Annotated in this window: 20 protein-coding genes; 7 read left to right on the top strand and 13 right to left on the bottom strand. The window is 74.8% G+C overall.

Annotation, left to right across the window (positions count from 1 at the left end; all coding sequences use genetic code 11):
* Positions 1-2: 2 nt before the first annotated feature.
* Complete coding sequence (locus DEJ46_RS22025; protein WP_150268918.1) at positions 3-875, bottom strand: helix-turn-helix domain-containing protein; 873 nt, start codon at positions 873-875, stop codon at positions 3-5.
* 341 nt (positions 876-1,216) lie between these two features.
* Here DEJ46_RS22025 and DEJ46_RS22020 point away from each other — a divergent pair, with 341 nt between their 5' ends.
* Positions 1,217-1,723, top strand: a complete 507-nt coding sequence (locus DEJ46_RS22020; RefSeq protein WP_150268916.1) for an ATP-binding protein — start codon at positions 1,217-1,219, stop codon at positions 1,721-1,723.
* Between the two features lie 161 nt (positions 1,724-1,884).
* Here the strand turns inward: DEJ46_RS22020 and DEJ46_RS22015 are convergent, their stop codons facing one another.
* The 4 genes from DEJ46_RS22015 to rpmG form a co-directional block, all read right to left on the bottom strand.
* Positions 1,885-2,097, bottom strand: coding sequence for a DUF397 domain-containing protein (locus tag DEJ46_RS22015; RefSeq protein ID WP_030219358.1), 213 nt, complete (start codon positions 2,095-2,097; stop codon positions 1,885-1,887).
* A 231-nt stretch (positions 2,098-2,328) separates the two neighbouring features.
* The gene (locus DEJ46_RS22010) at positions 2,329-3,462 is read right to left on the bottom strand and encodes a CobW family GTP-binding protein (protein WP_150268914.1); all 1,134 of its coding nucleotides are present in this window, start codon (positions 3,460-3,462) and stop codon (positions 2,329-2,331) included.
* Positions 3,462-3,731 carry a type B 50S ribosomal protein L31 gene (locus DEJ46_RS22005; RefSeq protein WP_150268912.1) on the bottom strand — a complete coding sequence of 90 codons (270 nt, stop codon included), beginning with the start codon at positions 3,729-3,731 and terminating at the stop codon, positions 3,462-3,464. Before DEJ46_RS22005 ends, DEJ46_RS22010 begins: the two co-directional genes overlap by 1 nt.
* A gap of 8 nt (positions 3,732-3,739) precedes the next feature.
* Positions 3,740-3,904: a 50S ribosomal protein L33 gene (gene rpmG / locus DEJ46_RS22000; protein ID WP_141300493.1), complete on the bottom strand. Its 165-nt coding sequence runs from the start codon at positions 3,902-3,904 to the stop codon at positions 3,740-3,742.
* Between the two features lie 63 nt (positions 3,905-3,967).
* On the opposite strand from rpmG, the gene rpmB reads away from it, so the two are divergent.
* Together rpmB and rpsN are read left to right on the top strand one after the other, a co-directional pair.
* A complete protein-coding gene (gene rpmB / locus DEJ46_RS21995) occupies positions 3,968-4,204 on the top strand; it encodes a 50S ribosomal protein L28 (protein ID WP_150268910.1) in 237 nt (78 codons plus the stop codon).
* Positions 4,204-4,509, top strand: coding sequence for a 30S ribosomal protein S14 (gene rpsN / locus DEJ46_RS21990; RefSeq protein WP_150268908.1), 306 nt, complete (start codon positions 4,204-4,206; stop codon positions 4,507-4,509). Before rpmB ends, rpsN begins: the two co-directional genes overlap by 1 nt.
* 13 nt (positions 4,510-4,522) lie before the next feature.
* On the opposite strand, the gene DEJ46_RS21985 is transcribed toward rpsN, so the two are convergent.
* The 6 genes from DEJ46_RS21985 to DEJ46_RS21960 all read right to left on the bottom strand — a co-directional run bounded on the left by DEJ46_RS21985 (position 4,523) and on the right by DEJ46_RS21960 (position 10,786).
* Entirely contained in the window at positions 4,523-5,320 is a 798-nt protein-coding gene (locus tag DEJ46_RS21985) for a hypothetical protein (RefSeq protein ID WP_223834927.1), read from the bottom strand.
* Entirely contained in the window at positions 5,317-5,799 is a 483-nt protein-coding gene (locus tag DEJ46_RS21980; protein WP_411757831.1) for a SigE family RNA polymerase sigma factor, read from the bottom strand. The genes DEJ46_RS21985 and DEJ46_RS21980 overlap by 4 nt, the downstream gene beginning before the upstream one ends.
* Positions 5,800-6,023: 224 nt before the next feature.
* Positions 6,024-6,605 carry a hypothetical protein gene (locus DEJ46_RS21975; RefSeq protein WP_150268904.1) on the bottom strand — a complete coding sequence of 194 codons (582 nt, stop codon included), beginning with the start codon at positions 6,603-6,605 and terminating at the stop codon, positions 6,024-6,026.
* A gap of 30 nt (positions 6,606-6,635) precedes the next feature.
* The gene (locus DEJ46_RS21970; protein WP_150268902.1) at positions 6,636-8,726 is read right to left on the bottom strand and encodes an FUSC family protein; all 2,091 of its coding nucleotides are present in this window, start codon (positions 8,724-8,726) and stop codon (positions 6,636-6,638) included.
* Between the two features lie 549 nt (positions 8,727-9,275).
* The gene (locus DEJ46_RS21965) at positions 9,276-10,418 is read right to left on the bottom strand and encodes a DUF2786 domain-containing protein (protein ID WP_150268900.1); all 1,143 of its coding nucleotides are present in this window, start codon (positions 10,416-10,418) and stop codon (positions 9,276-9,278) included.
* Entirely contained in the window at positions 10,397-10,786 is a 390-nt protein-coding gene (locus tag DEJ46_RS21960; protein WP_150268898.1) for a winged helix-turn-helix transcriptional regulator, read from the bottom strand. Before DEJ46_RS21960 ends, DEJ46_RS21965 begins: the two co-directional genes overlap by 22 nt.
* A gap of 72 nt (positions 10,787-10,858) precedes the next feature.
* Here DEJ46_RS21960 and DEJ46_RS21955 point away from each other — a divergent pair, with 72 nt between their 5' ends.
* From DEJ46_RS21955 to DEJ46_RS21945, 3 genes are all read left to right on the top strand, one after another.
* Complete coding sequence (locus DEJ46_RS21955; protein ID WP_150268896.1) at positions 10,859-11,695, top strand: NAD(P)H-binding protein; 837 nt, start codon at positions 10,859-10,861, stop codon at positions 11,693-11,695.
* Positions 11,696-11,765: 70 nt separating this feature from the next.
* Positions 11,766-12,536, top strand: a complete 771-nt coding sequence (locus tag DEJ46_RS21950; RefSeq protein WP_150268894.1) for an ABC transporter ATP-binding protein — start codon at positions 11,766-11,768, stop codon at positions 12,534-12,536.
* Positions 12,530-14,650, top strand: coding sequence for an FtsX-like permease family protein (locus DEJ46_RS21945; RefSeq protein WP_150268892.1), 2,121 nt, complete (start codon positions 12,530-12,532; stop codon positions 14,648-14,650). The genes DEJ46_RS21950 and DEJ46_RS21945 overlap by 7 nt, the downstream gene beginning before the upstream one ends.
* 197 nt (positions 14,651-14,847) lie before the next feature.
* Here the strand turns inward: DEJ46_RS21945 and DEJ46_RS21940 are convergent, their stop codons facing one another.
* Positions 14,848-15,420 carry a GNAT family N-acetyltransferase gene (locus DEJ46_RS21940; RefSeq protein ID WP_150268890.1) on the bottom strand — a complete coding sequence of 191 codons (573 nt, stop codon included), beginning with the start codon at positions 15,418-15,420 and terminating at the stop codon, positions 14,848-14,850.
* 82 nt (positions 15,421-15,502) lie between these two features.
* Positions 15,503-16,432 carry an NADP-dependent oxidoreductase gene (locus DEJ46_RS21935; RefSeq protein ID WP_150268888.1) on the bottom strand — a complete coding sequence of 310 codons (930 nt, stop codon included), beginning with the start codon at positions 16,430-16,432 and terminating at the stop codon, positions 15,503-15,505.
* A 164-nt stretch (positions 16,433-16,596) separates the two neighbouring features.
* Here DEJ46_RS21935 and DEJ46_RS21930 point away from each other — a divergent pair, with 164 nt between their 5' ends.
* Entirely contained in the window at positions 16,597-17,841 is a 1,245-nt protein-coding gene (locus DEJ46_RS21930; protein WP_150268887.1) for a response regulator transcription factor family protein, read from the top strand.
* Positions 17,842-17,877: the final 36 nt, after the last annotated feature.

Below are 17,877 nucleotides of genomic sequence, written 5' to 3'. Positions count from 1 at the left end.
TGTCACGAGAGTTGAAGAAGTCCGCGGAGAAGGTCCCGGCTTTCGGCCGGATCCGGACTGTCCTTCTGGAGGCGCTCCATCACGCGCTGGTACTGGGCGACCTCCTCGCGCTTGTCGACGTAGAGGGCGCTGGTCAGCTGCTCCAGGTAGACGATGTCGGAGAGGTCGGACTCGGGGAAGCTCAGCATCGTGAAGGCGCCGCTCTCGCCGGCGTGGCCGCCGAAGCTGAAGGGCATGACCTGGAGGGTGACCCCGGGGTGCTCGGAGATCTCGATCAGATGCTTCAACTGCCCCCGCATGACGGCACGGTCGCCGTAGGGGCGGCGCAGCGCGGCCTCGTCGAGGACGGCGTGGAAGTGCGGGGCCCGCTCGGAGACGAGGACCTTCTGGCGCTCCAGGCGCAGGGCGACCCGGCGGTCGATCTCGGCACTCGGTGCCTCGGGCATGCCGCGGGTGACGACCGCCTGGGCGTAGGCCTCGGTCTGCAACAGGCCGTGCACGAACTGGACTTCGTAGACGCGGATGAGGGAGGCCGCGCCCTCCAGGCCGATGTAGGTGGGGAACCACCCGGGCAGGACGTCGCCGAAGCTGTGCCACCAGCCGGTGACGTTGGCCTCGCGGGCGAGACCGAGGAGCGCGCCGCGCTCCGTCTCGTCGCCGACCCCGTAGAGCGTCAGCAGATCCTCGATGTCCCTGGCCTTGAAGCTCACCCGTCCCAACTCCATGCGGCTGATCTTGGATTCGGACGCGCGGATCGAGTAGCCGGCCGCCTCGCGGGTGATACCGCGCGACTCGCGCAACCTCCTCAGTTGGGAGCCCAGCAGGATGCGCCGGACCACACTCCCGCTCGCGCCACCGGATTCGCCTGCGGTCACGGCTCTCAGCCTCCCCTTTACGGTGTCGAGCCCCCGTCGAGCCCCGGATTCTGCCACCAAACGCTTCAGCGCGTACACATTCGATTACGGAAAGAGGGCGACTTCCGGGCATCTGCTCGACGAACGGGGGCGCACGAGGGGGCGTATGCACGCCGATTCCTCTGTCAACCCGTAGAAGATATGCACAGATTCGCCACAGGGACGGACAGGTCCGGCGCGTGCACGTGCATCTGCCCTTGCATCCAGTCGGCGCATTCGGAACCATGGACCCCGCGCAGCCGCGTACTCGTTCGTGTTGTCGTGTTGTCGCACCACAGTCGCGATTCCCGGGAGTGCCTCGCATGGGGACCAATGGATCGACCGTGCTCGAGCCGTTACGGCAGGGCCTTCCGCCGATCGATCCCGGCGCCGTCTCCACCTCCGCCTCCTGCGCCCTGCCCGCCCGGTACGAAGCCGTGCGCGGGGCCCGGAAGTTCACCAGCGCGACGCTCGACCGCTGGGACATGGCGGACCGCTTCGACGACGTGGCCCTGGTCGTCTCCGAGCTCGTCACCAACGCGCTGCGGCACGCGGTGCCGGCCGACGCGCCCCAGGAAGACGGCCAGAACCCGCCCGTGAGGCTGCACCTCATGCGCTGGGCCTCGCGCCTCGTGTGCGCCGTGCGCGACCCGAGCGGGGAGAGCCCGGAGGCACGCCGCGGCGAGGAGGACTTCGCCGCCGAGTCGGGGCGCGGGCTGTTCCTGGTCGAGGCGTTCAGCGACAGCTGGGGCTGGCACCCGCTCGCCGGGACGCTCCGGGGCAAGGTCGTGTGGGCGCTGTTCCGGGTCGGTCCGGAGCAGCAGCAGTAGCGGGGCAGGCCCCCGTACGGACGGAGGAAGGGCCTCGGCGGTCACCGCCGGGGCCCTTCCTCATTTCCTCACGCGGTTCTCGCGCCGCTCTCGCGTCGTCGTCGTGCCGCTCTCGCGCCGCCCTGACGGAACGTCCTGACACCACGGTCCGCACCCGCGGCTCACACCAGGTGGTCGAATTCCCCGTCCTTGACGCCGAGCAGGAGCGCCTCTATCTCCGCCGGCGTGTAGACGAGCGCGGGCCCGTCGGGGTGGCGCGAATTGCGTACGGCAACGTTTCCCCCCGGAAGCTTGGCGAACTCCACGCAGGATCCCTGGGAGTTGCTGTGCCTGCTCTTCTGCCACACGACGCCTCGCAGCTCCGTGGCCGCCATGCCGTTGTACGCGCGATGCGCATGATGCACTGGTAGCTCCCCGAGTTGCTTGGTGCAGGTGTCAACTTCCTCGGATCATAGCTGTGTTCATATGCCGATGCATGAGCAGATGCACGTGCACGGGCGGTGGCGTAGCGGCTACGCGACTCAGCGTGCTACCGGCCGGTACGGCGGACGCGCCCTCCGGCCCACCCTACGGCTCCCGATCTTCCTCCGGCCGGACACGGGCCGTCAGACCTCCGGAAACGCGCCGGACGCCGAGCCGATCCGCTTCCAGGACTCGCGCCCCGCGGCGTACTCGGCGTCCGTGAGCACACACGAGCCGAGGAGCTCGGCCAGGCCCTCGCGGTCCAGGCCCGGCGAGGTGAAGACCAGGTGCTGGCAGCGGTCGCCGTGCTCCGGATGCCAGTCGAGGGCCGCGGCGGCCCGCCGCACGGGCGGGACCAGCTCCCAGGCCGCGTCGGGCAGCGAGGCAAGCCAGGGACCGGCGCTCTCCACGCTGAGCGCGCCGCCCGCCGCTTCCCACGCGAGCAGGGTGTCGGGCCGGTCGGCCAGATAGAAACGGCCGCGGCTGCGGGTGGCCGCGCAGGTCAGGCCCTCCAGGGCCGCGTAGAGCCGCTCGGGGTGGAAGGGCCGGTGGTGGCGCCAGACATAGGTGGCGACCCCGTGCTCGTCCGCCTCCTGCGGCAGCAGCGCGCAGGCCGGGTGCTGGGCCGCGGCCGCGGCCTCCACGTCGAATCCCGCGAAGACGGCCGTCGCGAGCCCGCCCCCTTCGACGGGGATCCGCCGGGCGGTGGGGTGGAGTTGGTCGAGGAGGGCACGGTCCGCGGGGTCGGCCCCGGCCTCGGGGCTTTCGACGACGGCGAGGACGGGCGCGTACTCCAGTTGGCGCGCCCAGGTGTCGGCGACGGTCCGCCGGTCGGTGGCCGCCGCGGCGAGCCCGACGTCGGCGAGGTCGTCGCCGTCGGCGAGGTACGGCAGGAGGAGCGCCGGGTCGACGGCGGTGACGACGGCGCCGATGCGGAAGCCGGCGGCGGCGACGACCTCGGCCATCGCCTTGGGCGCGACGGAGTCCCAGAGCTCGACGACCGCCAGCCGGGTGAGGCCGGAGTCGCGCAGCCGCTCCAGCTCGGGGACGAGGTCCTCGCGCAGGGCGCAGCAGGCGCAGTCGTTCACCAGTGGCGTCTCACCGGCGGACAGGACGCCCGTGGCGTCCCGGACGGTACGGGCGACGGTCCCGGTGTCCGGGGCCGCCGCGAGGTCGTGGTGGAGCGCCACGCTGCCGGGGACGTCGGCCAGGAGCCGGTCCACGGCAGCGCGGCGGGCGTCGGAGTGCAGGCCTCCGACGAGGGCGACGGTGAACATCAGCGGGCTGCCCCGGGGGCGTCGGCACGCCTTCCGTACCGCTTCTCGAAGCGCTCCACGCGGCCTGCGGTGTCCAGGACACGCGCGGTGCCGGTGTAGAAGGGGTGGCTCGCCGAGGAGATCTCGACGTCGACGACGGGGTAGGTGCGCCCGTCCTCCCATTCGACGCTCTTGTCGCTGGTGAGCGTGGAACGGGTGAGGAAGGCGAAGCCGCCCGCCTTGTCACGGAAGACGACGGGCTCGTACGGGGGGTGGATTCCGGGCTTCATGGGGTGGTTCAGCGCTCCTCTCGGAAGTCGACGTGCCGGCGGGCGACCGGGTCGAACTTGCGCAGGGTGAGGCGGTCGGGGTCGTTGCGGCGGTTCTTGCGGGTGACGTAGGTGAATCCGGTGCCGGCGGTGGACCGGAGCTTGACGACGGGGCGGAGTTCGTTGCGGGCCATGGTGTGTAGAGTAAATGAAAATGGTTCCCATTTCCAATGTCTCTCCGGAGAGGTAGGTCACCCTTGTCCGCCCACTGCCAGCTGACCGGCGCACGGCCCGGATTCGGCAACCGGATCTCGCACTCCCACCGGCGCACCTCACGCCGCTTCGACCCCAACATCCAGCGCAAGCGGTACTGGCTCGCGGGCGAGGGCCGGTACGTCCGGCTCACCCTCAGCGCCCGCGCGATCAAGACCGTCGACGTGATCGGCGTCGAGGCCGCCGTGGCCCGCATCCGGGCCCGCGGGGAGAAGGTCTGATGGCCAAGCGCAGCAAGATCGCACGCAACGAGCGGCGGAAGGCGGTCGTCGCGCGGTACGCCGAGCGGCGGGCCGAGCTGAAGGAGATCGTCCGGCGCCCCTCCACCCCGGCCGCCGGCCGCGAGGCGGCGGTACGGGAGCTGGGCCGCCAGCCCCGGGACGCGAGCGCGACCCGGGTGCGGAACCGGGACGCGGTGGACGGCAGGCCCCGGGGGCACCTGCGGAGGTTCGGGCTGTCCCGGGTGCGGATGCGGGCGCAGGCCCACGCGGGCTTCCTGCCGGGGGTGCGGAAGGCGTCGTGGTGACGGCGCCGGGCGGTCAGCCCGGGAGGGCGGAGAGGAGCTTGCCCGCGCGGTCGTACATCGATACGGCGAGATCCCCGCTGGTCGGCCCGGTGTGCGCGTACCAGACGCCCCAGCCGGGGCGGCCCGGCAGTTCGAGCAGGGTCGCGACGGTCCTTTCGCCCCCGGGGCCCGTGAGCTCGACGCCGCCCACCGCACGGGTCCCGTAGTACAGGCCCGAATGGAAGGTGCCCGCCGGGGATCCCGAGCTCTGATGGCTCACGCCGGGCACGGCCGTGTCGATGTTGCCGTCGGTGACGCTGCGGGAGTTCTCGAACCCGTCCGGACCCGCCCAGTGCTTGCCCCCGGCCGTCAGCCAGACCTTCCAGCCCTTCCCCGCGTCGACGCGCTCGCCCGAGGCCACGACCCGGACCTGCGTCGGCGTCCGCGGCGGGGTGGAGGTGGGTTCGGGCGAGGACGTGGGCGACGGGACCCGGGGGGTGACGGTGGCCGGCGGCGCGGCCACCGGGGCGGGGGCCGACGGGGACGAGCCCGTGTACGCCACGCCGGCCACCACCGCCGCCGCGACCGTCGCGGCGCCCAGGACCGACAGCGCCGACAAGGCCGCCGTACGACGGCGCCGGAACGACCGGCCCGCGCGGCGGACCGCCGCCAGCGGCACCGGACTCGGGGTGACGCCGGAGGCCTCTCGCGCGAACGCCTCACGGATCCGGTCGACTTCGGCGCGGATCGCGGAGTCGTCGGGACCGGGGGTGGCCGCGGGGGCGGATCCGGGTCCCGCGTCGGGATCAGGGGTGGTTCCGGGGGTGGTCATCGGCGGGCTCCGGACGGGGCGGGGGCGTACGGGACGGGGGCGGCGGCGAGCCGGGGATGGGTGCGCAGCGCCGTCAGGCCGCGTCTGGCGTGCGTCTTGACCGTGCCGATCGAGCAGTTGAGCACGCTCGCTATCTCCTGCTCGGTCAGGTCCTCCCAGTAACGGAGCACCATCACCGCGCGCTGGCGGCCGGTGAGGTCGGCTAAGGCCTCCTGGAGCGCGGTGCGCTGTTCGACGGCCTCCGCGTGTCCCGCGTACGTGTGCCGGAGCGACTCGGGGAGTACGGGTGTGAGGAGCAGCGCGACCCGCTTGCGGCGGAGGCGGCTGAGGTTGTTGTTGACGAGGGCCCGGCGCACGTAGAGCTCGATCTCGCTCCGGGGGACGCGCCGCCAGCGCCCGTACACCTTGGCGAGCGTCGTCTGGACCAGGTCCTCCGCCTCGTGGAAGTCGCCGGTCAGGAGCTGGGCCGTGCGTACCAGCCGGGGCCAGGCGGCGACGGCGAAGGCGGCGAAGCCGTCGTCGCCGTCGGAGGCGTCGGACTCGGCGGAGGCGTCGGACTCGGCGGCCGGCTTCGCGGCGGGCTCGGCAGCCGGCTCGGCGGCGGGCTCGTGCGGCACGGTGGCGGACCTCGCGATCGTTCGGTGGTGGAGAGGGGCGGGGCCAGCCCCGTGCCGGGCCCCGCCACATTCGTGGGTGCGGCCGGTCAGAAGTCCCAGGCCGGCAGGTCTGCCAGGAGCTTGCCGGAGCGGTCGTACAGCGCGACGGCCGGGCTGCCGCCCTGGGGCGGTGCCGTGTGGACGTACCAGACGCCCCAGTCGGGGCGGCCGGGCAGCGCGACGAGGGTGGCGAGGGTCTTGCGGCCGTCCGCGTCGGTCAGTTCGACGCGGCCCGCGGCGCGGGTGCCGTAGTAGAGGCCGGAGTGGAAGACGCCGTTCTCGCCGCCGTGGCTCTGGTGGCTCACCCCCGGCTGGGACCGGTCGATGTTGCCGTCGACCACGCTGCGGAAGTTCTCGTAACCGTCCGGCCCCGACCAGTACTTGCCCTGCTTCGTCAGCCAGACCGTCCAGCCCTGCCCGGCGTCGACGCGCTCACCGGGGCGGACGGTGCGGACGGGGGTGTTCTGCGCGGGGGCCTTGGAGGGGGTGGTCTTCGTCTCCGGGACCGTGGCGGTCGTGGCCGTCACCGTCCCGGCCGTCACCGGCTCAGCGGTCGCCGACGCCGGGGCGGCGAGGGTCGCGGCGGCCATCACGGCGACCACGGCCGACAGGTACTTCTTCTTCATCATGCGGCTGCTCCTTCGAGGTCTTCACTCCTCTCAACTCCCTTCGGGCCTCCGCTGGATGACACGGTCCCGGAAATCGGGCGCCAGAGCCTCCGCGAGCTCGTCCAGGGCTTCGAGGAGCAGCCGGCCGCCCTTGTCGAGGAGGAAGTGGCCCGGCGGGTCCGCCGACCAGCCGGCGACGGTCTCCCGGAGGTCGTCCCAGTGCGGCTCCCTGCGCTCGCGTACGTCCTTCGCGCCCCGTTCCGTCGAGCGGCGCAGGGCTTCCGCGAGGGCCGCGGCGGCGGGCAGCGGCGCGGCGCCGCGGTCCGGCAGGTGCGCCTCAAGGAGCATCGCCGCCCGGCCGAACTCCGCGACGGCGTACCCGGCCTCCTCCGCCGTCGCGTGCGAGAGCCCCCGGTGGCGTACCGGCTCGTGGGTCGCCCGGTCCACCGCCTCCTGCCAGGCCACGCGGGCGGCCCGGGCGGCGAGGAGTGCCTCCCGGACGTCGGGGCAGGAGTGGCCGGCCGGGTCGGCGTACCGGGCGGCGACGGCGGCGGCGTACCGGCCGGACGCCACCAGCCAGTCCGCGAGGCGGCCGCGCAGCCGGGGCGTCTCCCAGGCCGGGTAGACGGCGTAGCCCAGCATGGCGAGCACTCCGCCGAGGAGGGTCAGCAGGACGCGCTCGCGGACCGTCTGGGTGAGGCCGGCGCCGTCCATGCCGAGGAGGAAGACGACGTACGCGGCGACGCAGACCTGGCTGACGGCGTACCCCGTGCGCATCAGCAGGTACATGCCGAAGGCGCACAGCACGGCGAGGGCGGCGGACAGGTACATGCCCGGGTGGGCCGTCCGGACGACTGCCGTCGCGAGCGCCACGCCGACGAGCGTGCCGCCGAAGCGGGCCACGGAGCGGGCGTACGTCTGCGTGAAGTCCGGCCGCATCACCATGACGGAGGCCATCGGCGCCCAGTAGCCGTGGCCGAAGGGGAGCGCCGTGCCGAGGAGGTAGCCGGCGGCCGTGACCACCGAGACGCGGACGGCGTGGCGCAGGATCGGGGAGTCCGGGCGCAGCTCGGCGCGCATCTTCGTGAGGACGATCGGCCCGAGCCGGACCATCGTGGGGCGGGTGCGGGCCTCGCCCGAGCTCGTCTCGGTACGGGGCTCCGCCGTCTCGACGACATCGCCGAGCAGGGCGGCGAGGCGGAGGGCGGCGCGGCGGGGCGGGCCGGAGAGGATCGCGCCGGTGTCCGGGGTGCGCAGGACGGCGACGGCGGGTGGCGGGAGCGTGACCGGCTCGCCGTGCCGGATCGCGTGCGCGGCGGCGTCGAGGACGGCGCCCGCGGCGGCGAGCAGCTCGCGCACGCGGTCCCGCTGCGGCCCCTCCTCCGGCACGCCGACGGCCGGGTCCGCGAGCGAGGCGAGGACCGGGCGGATCCGCTCGGCGAGGCCGCGCGCGCCGTGCAGCTCCGCCGGGCGGCGGCGGGCCTGGCGGGGGGTGACGGCAGCGGCGCTGCGGGCCGTCATGAGCGGGACGGGGTCGAAGGGGGCGACCGGGTCGTGACGGAGGCGGCGGGCGTAGTCCGCCTCGGCGGCGAGCGCGTCGGCGAGGGCGTCGCGCTGGGCGCCCCAGCGGCGGACGGGGAGGAGGACGACGAGGGCGGCCTGGACGACGCCGCCGGCGAAGATCATGGCGGCGTGGCCGGCGGCGGTGGCGACGGAGGTGGGGAGGGTGACCGTCACCAGCATCATCGCCACGTTGGAGGAGGCGATGATGCCGGCGGTGGGGCCGGCGGCCCAGGCGAGGCCCGAGAGGAACGTCCAGAGGAGCAGCAGGGCGAGGAAGAGGACCGGGTGGGAGCCGGCGCCGGTGACGTAGCCGAGGAAGGTCGACACGGCGAGGCTGGCGCCGGAGGCGAGGGCGAGGGTGGGGCGGGGGCGCCAGGAGCGCTGGAAGGTGGCGATGGCCGCCTGGAAGGCGCCGAAGGCGGAGGAGGCGGCGACGGCGGGGCCGAAGAGGGCGAGGGAGAGGCCGACGACGAGGGCGAGACCGAGGGCGCCTCGGGCGGCGACGGCGGGTTCGAGCTGCCGACGCTCGACGGTGAGCCCCGAGCGGGCGGTCTCCTTCAGGGCCCGGAGCCAACTCATGGACCTGAGCGTATCCGCGAACGCGAACGAAACGGGCATTTCTCCCCCACCCCGCCCCTTCCCGAAACCCTGCCGGGGGCGGGTGGTGGGTTGCTGCTCCGGGGGACTGCGTCCCCCGGACCCCCACCGGGAGACACGGCGGCTGCGCGCCGTGGGCCCGGGGCCCGGGGCCCGGGGCCGGGGACCGGGGTCGGGGCCAGGGCCCGGGGCCTGGGTCGGGCCGGGGCCCGGGGTCGGGGCCGGGGCCCGGGGTCGGGGCCGGGGCCAGGGTCGGGGCCGGGGCCAGGGTCGGGGCCGGGGCCAGGGTCGGGGCCCGGGGCGGGGCCGGGGCCCGACCCTGGCCCGGGGCGGGGCCTGGGGCGGGGCCGGGGCCCGACCCTGGCCCGGGGGCGGGGCCTGGGGCCTGGGGTCGGGGCCCGGGGGGCCCAGGGGCCGGTGGGGGGACTGGTCCGGGGCTGTCGTGGGGAGTCGGGCCTGGTGGGGGGGCTGTCGCGGGGAGTCGGGCCTGGTGGGGGGGCTGTCGCGGGGAGTCGGGCGGGCCCCTTGGGGTTACGGCAGGTGGGGGCGATTGGGGTGGAGGGTGGAGTTGTCGGCGGCTGTGGTGCCGCGGGTCCAGCCTTCCTCGTCCCAGGCCGCTCTCACCCTCGTCGACCGGGTCTCCGGGAAGAGTTCGTCCGTGCGGGTCGTGACCGCCGCCTCGCGGCTCGCCAGGGCCGGGAGGCGCGTCGGGGCCTCCGCGGCGACCCGGCGGGACGTCGCCGACAGGCGGGCGCCCAGGCGGTTGGCGTAGGCGAGGAGGAAGGACTGGCGGAACGACTTCGTGCGCTTCCGGCCGCCCGCCCGCTGCTCCGCCTCCGCCCGTGTCATCGCCGCCGTGCCCTGGACCAGGAGCGAGGTGTACAGCAGCTCCACCGGATCCAGGTCCGCCTCGAAGCCGACCACCGTCGAGAAGCCGTACGCCTCGTTCCACACCGCCCGGCAGTGGTTCGCCGTCGCCACCGCGTCCAGCAGGATCGCCTTCGCCTGTTCGTACGGCGGCTCCACCCCGATCCGGATCGCGCCCGGCGTCTCCGGCGACGGCGCGCCCGCCGCGAGCGTCGCCTCGTCCAGGCTGTGCCGCGCCATCAGCTCCTGGGCCTTCGCCGTGAGGGCCTCCGCCTCCTCCGGGTAGCCCGTCGCCTCCGCCTTCGCGAGGAGTGCGCGGATCCGGGTGAGCATGCGGGGCTCCCCGACCGCCGCCGATGGCAGCTTCTCGCCCGGCACCGGGCCGACCGCGTCGAGCCTCGGCAGCCGTACCAGGATCCGGTACAGCTCCAGGACGGTCGTCGCGTACGAGAAGCGGTCCGTCGGGCGTGAGGTGCCCGCGTCCAGGTCGTCGAGCTGTGCCTGCCAGCGGTGCGGCAGGCGCTCGTAGCCCGCCGTCTCCGCCCTGATCAGGGCGGAGAGGAGGCGGACGTGTTCGTCGGAGAGCTCGCGGCGGACCGTGCGGGCCAGGTCCGCCGGCTGCCAGCCGCGTGCCCACAGGGTGCGGACGAACTCCTCGCCGCGCCGGGCCAGTTCCGCGTCGGCGGCCCGGTCCGCGGCGGCGAGGAGCGAGGCCGCCGTGTCCAGCGACACGTCGTCGCTCGCGTACAGCGCCTCGAAGGCCTTGTCGATGATGCCGGTGCCGCTCACGCCGTCCTCGCGTCCCATTCCTCGCGCGACCGGGCGATCACCGCACGGTGGTCGAGCGACCAGTCGATCAGCCGGCCGATGAGGTCGGTCATGCTCCGGCCCGTCTCGGTCAGCGCGTACTCCACCTGCGGCGGGGTCGTCGGGTACACCGTCCGCGAGACCAGTCCGTCGCGTTCGAGGCGGCGCAGGGTGAGCGTCAGCATCCGCTGCGAGATGCCGGTGGCCAGCCGCTGGAGCTCACGGAACCGCCGTGGCCCCGGCGCGAGTTCGACGACGACGCGCACCGTCCACTTGTCCCCGAGACGGTCCTGCACGTCCCGTATCCCGCACTCGTCGGCGCAGCTCACCGGCGCGCCGGTGGTTACCTCCGTGTGCCCTTCCGACATCGAAGTGCCTCCTTCCGCGATCTTCCCCGTCCCCCCACGATGGTCTCAGCCGTCACACCCCAGGGGGAATCCATGCTGCTCGTCACCGGCGTCTCCGGCGCCCTCGGCTCTCTCGTCGCCGCCCGTCTCGCCGGCCGCGCCGACGTCGTTCTCGGCACCCGGGCCGGACTCCCCGGCACCGGCACCGGCCCCGACACCCGCCGCGTCGACTTCGACGCGCCCGAGACGCTCCCGGAGGCCTTCGCCGGGGTGGACACCCTGCTCCTCGTCTCCGCCGGGTACGGCGAGGACGACACGGTCGTCGCCCGCCACGAGGCCGCGATCTCCGCCGCCGAGCGGGCCGGCGTCCGGCACCTCGTCTACACGAGCCTCTCCGGCGACGGCGACCACCTCGCGTACTCCCTCGCCCACCGCTGGACCGAGCGCCGGCTCCGGCGGTCGGCCACGCTCGACTGGACGATCCTCCGCAACGGCCTCTACGCCGAGCTCCTCGCCCGGATCGCCGCCCCCGACGCCGAGAACCGCATCACCGGGCCCCTCGGCGAGGGCCGGCTCGCCGCCGTCGCCCGCGAGGACCTCGCCGACGTCGCCGTCGCCGTCGCCACGGCCCCCGCCGCCCACCGCGGCCGCGTCTACGAGCTCGTCGGCGAGCGCCCCCTCGGCGGCGCCGACCTCGCGGCGGCGCTCGGTGCCACCTACGCCCCGGGCACGCTCGCGGACGCCCGCGCCGCCGTCGCCGCCTCCGGAGCCGTCCCCTTCCAGGTGCCGATGATGGCGAGCACGTACTCGGCGATCGCGCACGGCTTCCTCGACGGGACGGGCGTCGAGAGCGACCTCCGCGCACTGCTCGGCGGGCGCGAACCCCTCGACGCGCTGGACGTGTTCGTGAAGGCCGTACGCGAGGGGTAGGGCCAGGCATACCCCCCGGACGCCCGGCAGTGGTCGTGATCGGCGGCGGCGGAAACGGTTCGCTTGAGCCATGACGAAGACCACCACGACCACCGCCGTACGGCTCCGGGGACTCACCCGCCACCACCGCGACGTCCGCGCCCTCGACGGCGTCGACCTCGACTTCGCCGCCGGGACCTTCACCGCCGTCATGGGCCCCTCGGGCTCCGGCAAGTCCACGCTGCTCCAGTGCGCGGCCGGGCTCGACCGGCCCACCGCCGGGAGCGTGGAGGTCGGCGGGACGGCCCTGGAGGGGCTGAGCGAGCGGCGCCTGACTCTGCTGCGGCGGGACCGGATCGGCTTCGTCTTCCAGTCGTTCAACCTGCTGCCCAGCCTGACGGCCGCGCAGAACGTCGCCCTGCCGCTCCGTCTCGCCGGCCGCCGGCCCTCCCGTACGGAGGTGCGGGAGGCCCTCGCCCGCGTCGGCCTCGCCGGGCGGGAGCGGCACCGGCCCGGGGAGCTCTCCGGCGGGCAGCAGCAACGGGTCGCGATCGCCCGGGCGTTGATCACCGGGCCCGCCGTCCTCTTCGGGGACGAGCCGACGGGCGCGCTCGACTCGACGACGAGCCGCGAGGTCCTGGCCATGCTGCGGCGGCTCGTCGACGAGGACGGCCGGACGATCGTCATGGTCACCCACGACCCGGTGGCGGCGGCCCGCGCGGACCGGGTGGTGTTCCTGGTCGACGGGCGCCTGGCGGGTGAACTGGCGGCGCCCACGGTGGAGTCGGTCGCCGCCCGGACGGCGGGGCTCGAAACCCTCCAGGCCCGTTCCGGCAACCCGGCGGGGAGCCTGGCATGCTGAGCGTCGTCCTCTCCGGTCTCCGTGCCCGCTGGGCCTCCTTCCTCGGCGGATTCCTCGCCCTCGCCCTCGGCGTCGGGCTGCTCGCCATGATGGGTCTCGGCCTCTCCGCCACTTTCCACGCGCCCGAGCGTTCTCCCCAGCGGTTCGCCTCCTCGCCCGTCGTCGTCCAGGGCCAGGACCGGCTGACGCTCGACGTGCGGCGCGGTCCTGACACCGTCCCCGTGCCGCAGCGGCTCGACCGTCCACAGCCTGTGGACAAGGAACTCCTGCGCGAGCTCCGCACCCGCTGGCCCCTCACCACCTCCGGCGGCCCCGACGCCGTCGGTCTCGACGCCCCCGCGGCCGAGGTCCTGGCCCTGGTCGGCGACCGCGCCCAGGTCCTCACCGGCGACGCGCGGCGGAACGCCGACCCCGACCCCGAGCGGGACGCCCGGGCCCTCGTCGGACTCAACGCCCTCCTCGGCACCACCGGCGGCGTCACCGCCTTCGTCTCCGTCTTCGTCGTCGCCTCCACCTTCGCCTTCGCCGTCGCCCTGCGCCGGCGCGAGTTCGGCCTGCTCCGCACCGCCGGAGCCACCCCCGGCCAGGTCCGCCGGATGCTCCTCGCCGAGGCCACGGCGCTCGGCGTGCTCGCCTCGGCCACCGGCTGCGCGCTCGGCGCCGCCGGCGCTCCCCTGCTGGCCCGGGCGCTGGTCGACGGCGGGCTCGCACCCGCGTGGTTCGCGGTCGGCGGCGCCGTCTGGCCCTTCCACCTCGCCTTCTGGACCGGCCTGACCGTCGCCCTCGCCGGGGCCGTCGCCGCGTCCCGCCGGGCCGGGAAGGTCGGCCCGACGGCCGCGCTGCGCGAGGCGGACGTCGACACCGACGTCCTGCCGCTCGGCCGGGCCCTCCTCGGCGCGGGGCTGCTCCTCACAGGGCTCGGACTGCTCGTGTGGACGTACGTCACCGAACCTTCGGAACTGCTCAAGCGGAAGACGTACACGACCCTTCCGATGCTCCTCGTCGGCGGCGTCGCCCTCCTCTCCCCACTCCTGGTGCGGCCCGTCGCGCGGCTGCTGCGGCTGCCCGGGGCCGTGGGGACGCTCGTACGGGAGAACAGCGCCGCCTCCGTGCGCCGTACCGCCGCCGTCGCCGCGCCCGTCCTCGTCACCGTCGCGCTCGCCGGGACGCTCTTCGGCTCGGCGGCGAGTGTCACCCGGACGCGGGGCGTCGAGGCACGGGAGCAGACGGCCGCTCAGTACGTGGTGAGCGGCGAGGAGTTGAAGGCGGTCGCGACGGCCGCCCTCCCGGACGGGGCCGTCGTCTCCCCCACCGCGTCGACCTCCCTCTTCGTACGGGACGGGGCCGAGGCCGTCGTCAAGTACGGGGCGCGTGCGGTGGCCGACCCGACGGCGTTCGCGGAGCTGGCCGGGCTGCCCGTCGTCGCGGGGGACCTGCGGGACCTCGACGACCGGTCGATCGTCGTCAACGAGGAGTTCGAGCGGCACCGGGTCGGCGAGACCGTCGAGATCTGGCGCGCCGACGGGAGCGGTCCCGTACGGCTCCGGGTCGCGGCCGTCCTCGCGCTCGGGACCGGTGACAACGGCCCGTACGTCACCCGGGCGAACGCGCCGGGCGCGCCTCTCGACCGGATCGAGGCGAGCGGCGGCGGCGCGGCCACGGCGCGGGCCCTGGAGGCGAGCGGCGGGACCGTCAGGACCGCCGACGCGTGGGCCGCGGCGGGCCATCCGGAGAGCAGCCCGGAGGCCCGGCTCGGCATGATCCTGGTCCTCGGCATCGCCCTCGTCTACACGGTGATCGGGCTCGCCAACACGCTCCTCATGGCGACGTCCGTACGCGGCGGGGAGCTGGCCTCCCTCCGGCTGGCCGGCGCCACCCGGGTCCAGATCCTGCGGGTGGTCACGGGCGAGGCGGTGCTCGCCACCGTGATCGGGGCGCTGCTCGGTCTCGCGGTGACGGCGGCCGTCCTCGGCACCCTGGGCGCGGGCCTCGCCTCGCTCTCGGCCCCGGTCGTCCTGGTCCTCCCGTGGGCCGCGGTCGGCGCCGCCGCGGCGGTCTGCGCGGCGGTCGCGGTCGCTGCGTCGGCCCTCCCCGCGTGGCGCCTCACACGCTGAGAGGCGATGGTGGGACAACGGGGCGGTGACAAGGGTCGGAGCCGGGTCACCGCCCCTCCACGCACGCGCGTGGCGGGTCGACAGCTCTCCACGCACGCGCGTGGCGGGGAGAAGGCCCTCCACGCGCGCGTGACCGGACCAGGGCCTGACCCCCGAGCAGGCCCTGGTCCGCTCCACGCGCGCGTGGAGCTACGGCGTCACTCCGGCTCCGTCTGCTTCTTCGCCTCCCGCCACTCCCGCGCGAGGACCGACCAGACCTCCTCGTCGTGCAGCTCGCCCCGGTAGGCGTAGCTCTCCCGCAGGACGCCGTCCCGGGTCATGCCGAGGCGCCGGGCCACGGCGATGCTCGGCCCGTTGCCGGAGGCGACCACCCACTCCATCCGGCGGATGCCCCGCACCTCGATCGCCCAGTCGATCAGCGCCCGCGCGGCCCGGGTCACCAGGCCCTTGCCGGCCGCCGCGGGCTCCAGCCAGCAGCCCGCCTCGGCCCTGCCGGACTTCGTGTCGAGCGTCCGGAGGATCACGGCGCCGACGAGCGTGCCGTCGGCCAGCCAGATGCCGTGGATGCGGCCCGTGTCGGCCGCCGCCTTCTCCGCGTACAGGCGGAGGAAGGCCCGGCTCGACTCCAGGTCGGTCACGACGTCGGGGAGGCCGTTGCGGGCTCCGATGAACTCCCGTCCCCGGTCCATGTGCGCCAGGAACTCGTCGGCCTGCCACGGTTCGAGCGGCCGCAGCTCCGCGCCGTCGTCGCCCAGGGACATCGCGTACATCGTCGTCGCCTTCCACTTCCGCGGTCGCCGTATCCGGCCTCACTGGGGAGGGATCCTCTCACCCTCCCCCCGGCCGCGGGACCTACGGGAGCAGGACCAACTTCCCCCGGACATGGCCCGATTCGCTCAGCTCCTGCGCGCGGGCCGCCTCCTTCAGGGGGAGCGTGTCGGCGATCCGGACCGCGAGGGTGCCCTCCACCGCCTGCCGGGCCTGGGCCGTGAGCGCGGCGCGTACGGCGTCGGGGTCGCCCACGACGCCCGAGAAGGCGATCCCGTGCTCGGCCGCGTCCGTGGCCGCGATCGTCGCGATCCGCCGCTTGTCCGCGGTCCCCTCCCCGCCCAGGAGCTCGATCGCGACCGGCAGCACGCCGTGGCCGGCCGCGTCGAAGACCGCGTGGACGCCGTCCGGTGCGGCAGCCCTGACCCGCTCGGCCAGACCGTCCCCGTACGCCACCGGGATCGCGCCGAGCTCCCGCAGGTAGGCGTGGTTGGACTTGGAGGCGCTGCCGACGACCGTGATCCCGGCAGCGACGGCGAGCTGGACGGCCACCGAGCCGACGACGCCCGCCGCTCCGTGCAGGAAGAGCGTCTCGCCCTCCCGCACGCCGATCAGGTCCAGGACCCGCCGGGCGGTCTCCCCGGCCACCGGCAGGCTCGCGGCGGCCTCCCAGGAGAGCCCGGCCGGCTTGGGCGCGATGATGCCGGCGATGGCGTACTCGGCGTAGGCGCCGGTCTTCGTCCAGCCGAGGACCTCGTCGCCGACGGCGAGACCGGTGACGTCCTCGCCGAGCGCGTCGACGGTGCCGGCGAACTCCAGCCCCGGGACGGCGGGGAAGGTCGTCGGGTAGAACTCCTCGACCCAGCCGTAACGCCGCTTCCAGTCCACCGGGTTGACGCCCACGGCCGCCACCCTGACCCGGACCTCGCCGGGGCCGGGCTCCGGTACGGCGACGCCCGTCGTGTGGCGCAGCACCTCGGGACCGCCGAACTCCTCGTACACGATCGCTTCCATCTCAGCCTCCAGCGCTGCCCGTTCACACCCTGCGGTGCTCGATGCGTTCCTCGATGTGCTCCAGCCTGCGCCCCGCCCCCTCCTCTCCCCGCCCTCCCAACGGCCAGTCCCACCTGTCCGAAAGACCGGCCGGACCTGTCCCCTCCCGCCGTACGCTGAACCGCATGGACGCGCTCACCCTGACCACCGCGTACGAGATCCTCCGGCAGCCCCTCGGCGGGATCCTCCCCAAGGTCTCGGCCGCCCTCGCCCCCCTGATCCCGCACGTGGACGCCGCCGAACTCTCCACGCACTGCGCCCACTCCCCCTTCAAGGCCCTGGGCGGCACGGAGCTGCTGACCTCCGCCGAACTGACGCCGCTGCTCCTGGCGGGCGTCCCCGGGGAGCCCTGGCAGGGCGTCGCGACGATCGGCGGCCGGGCGCGGGAGGTCGTCGCCGTGAAGAGCGACGCGACCCGGCGCGGAGCGGTCCTCGTGCTCGTACGGGAGGACGGCGCCGCCCCGGCCGGAGCGGCCGAGCTGGCCGTGGCGCAGGCCTTGTGGAACCTGGTGACCAGCCACTTCGACCGGTTCGCCACGGAGGCGATGCCGGGGGCCCTGGCCCGTTCGCGCGCGGCCGCCGACACCCGGGCCCGGGTCATCGCCGAGCTGTCGACCGCACACGCGGCCGCGCTCTCCGGGGTCCTCGGGGTGCTGCGCAGCCGCGCCCTCGACGACACGACGGCCCGGGCGACCGCGACCGACCTGGCCGCCACGGCGCTGATCGAGATGCGGGCCGAACAGCGGCGGGACCGGGCGCTCGCGGAGGAGCCCGCGGGGGACGCCTTCGAGCGGCTCGCCGGCGAGCTGCGCCCGATGCTGCGGCACACCGCGGTCCGGCTCGACCTGGGCGCGCCGGACTCGGACCGCTCGCTCGCCGCGGACGTGGCGCACAGCGCGCGGGCCATCGTCCGCGCCCTGCTCCTGATCGTCCTGGAGCAGGACTCCGTGCGCCGGGTCCACGTCGGCTGGCAGCTGACCGAGCACGAGCTGAGGGCCTCGGTGCGGGACGACGGGGCGGGCGCCCTGGCCCCCTGCGACCTGGGGGCGGGCAGCATCCGGGACCGGCTCGACGTGCTCGGCGGGCGGCTCGACATGGAGGCGGTGCCGGGCTGGGGCACGACGATCACGGCGGTGGTCCCGCTCGCGACCCCGGAGACGCCCGTCGAGGCGGCGCACCCGCTGACCGGGCTCGGCGAGCGGGAGGTGGAGGTGCTGCGGCACCTGGCGCTCGGCCACCGGAACCGGCGGATCGCGGAGGAGCTCCACATCAGCGAGTCGACGGTGAAGTTCCACGTGGCGAACATCCTGAACAAACTGGGCGTCGACTCGCGCGGCGAGGCCGCCGCGCTCTTCCACGCGGCGGCGTAGCGATCGGTCGATGTCGTGACCCGGCACTGTCAGTGG

Source organism: Streptomyces venezuelae, assembly GCF_008642375.1.
Lineage (GTDB): Bacteria > Actinomycetota > Actinomycetes > Streptomycetales > Streptomycetaceae > Streptomyces > Streptomyces venezuelae_G.
Note: the sequence above shows the minus strand (reverse complement) of the source record. Positions and strands in the feature narration are given on the sequence as shown.

Excerpts from the sequence above, each read along its gene's own strand:
- DEJ46_RS21970 (WP_150268902.1), bottom strand. The coding sequence starts at position 8,726 with ATGAGTTGGCTCCGGGCCCTGAAGGAGACCGCCCGCTCGGGGCTCACC.
- DEJ46_RS21960 (WP_150268898.1), bottom strand. The coding sequence starts at position 10,786 with ATGTCGGAAGGGCACACGGAGGTAACCACCGGCGCGCCGGTGAGCTGC.
- DEJ46_RS21955 (WP_150268896.1), top strand. The coding sequence starts at position 10,859 with ATGCTGCTCGTCACCGGCGTCTCCGGCGCCCTCGGCTCTCTCGTCGCC.
- DEJ46_RS21945 (WP_150268892.1), top strand. The coding sequence starts at position 12,530 with ATGCTGAGCGTCGTCCTCTCCGGTCTCCGTGCCCGCTGGGCCTCCTTC.
- DEJ46_RS21950 (WP_150268894.1), top strand. The coding sequence starts at position 11,766 with ATGACGAAGACCACCACGACCACCGCCGTACGGCTCCGGGGACTCACC.
- rpsN (WP_150268908.1), top strand. The coding sequence starts at position 4,204 with ATGGCCAAGCGCAGCAAGATCGCACGCAACGAGCGGCGGAAGGCGGTC.
- DEJ46_RS22005 (WP_150268912.1), bottom strand. The coding sequence starts at position 3,731 with ATGAAGCCCGGAATCCACCCCCCGTACGAGCCCGTCGTCTTCCGTGAC.
- rpmG (WP_141300493.1), bottom strand. The coding sequence starts at position 3,904 with ATGGCCCGCAACGAACTCCGCCCCGTCGTCAAGCTCCGGTCCACCGCC.
- DEJ46_RS21965 (WP_150268900.1), bottom strand. The coding sequence starts at position 10,418 with ATGGGACGCGAGGACGGCGTGAGCGGCACCGGCATCATCGACAAGGCC.
- DEJ46_RS21975 (WP_150268904.1), bottom strand. The coding sequence starts at position 6,605 with ATGATGAAGAAGAAGTACCTGTCGGCCGTGGTCGCCGTGATGGCCGCC.
- DEJ46_RS21935 (WP_150268888.1), bottom strand. The coding sequence starts at position 16,432 with ATGGAAGCGATCGTGTACGAGGAGTTCGGCGGTCCCGAGGTGCTGCGC.
- DEJ46_RS22020 (WP_150268916.1), top strand. The coding sequence starts at position 1,217 with ATGGGGACCAATGGATCGACCGTGCTCGAGCCGTTACGGCAGGGCCTT.
- DEJ46_RS22010 (WP_150268914.1), bottom strand. The coding sequence starts at position 3,462 with ATGTTCACCGTCGCCCTCGTCGGAGGCCTGCACTCCGACGCCCGCCGC.
- DEJ46_RS21985 (WP_223834927.1), bottom strand. The coding sequence starts at position 5,320 with ATGACCACCCCCGGAACCACCCCTGATCCCGACGCGGGACCCGGATCC.
- DEJ46_RS21940 (WP_150268890.1), bottom strand. The coding sequence starts at position 15,420 with ATGTACGCGATGTCCCTGGGCGACGACGGCGCGGAGCTGCGGCCGCTC.
- DEJ46_RS22015 (WP_030219358.1), bottom strand. The coding sequence starts at position 2,097 with ATGGCGGCCACGGAGCTGCGAGGCGTCGTGTGGCAGAAGAGCAGGCAC.
- DEJ46_RS21930 (WP_150268887.1), top strand. The coding sequence starts at position 16,597 with ATGGACGCGCTCACCCTGACCACCGCGTACGAGATCCTCCGGCAGCCC.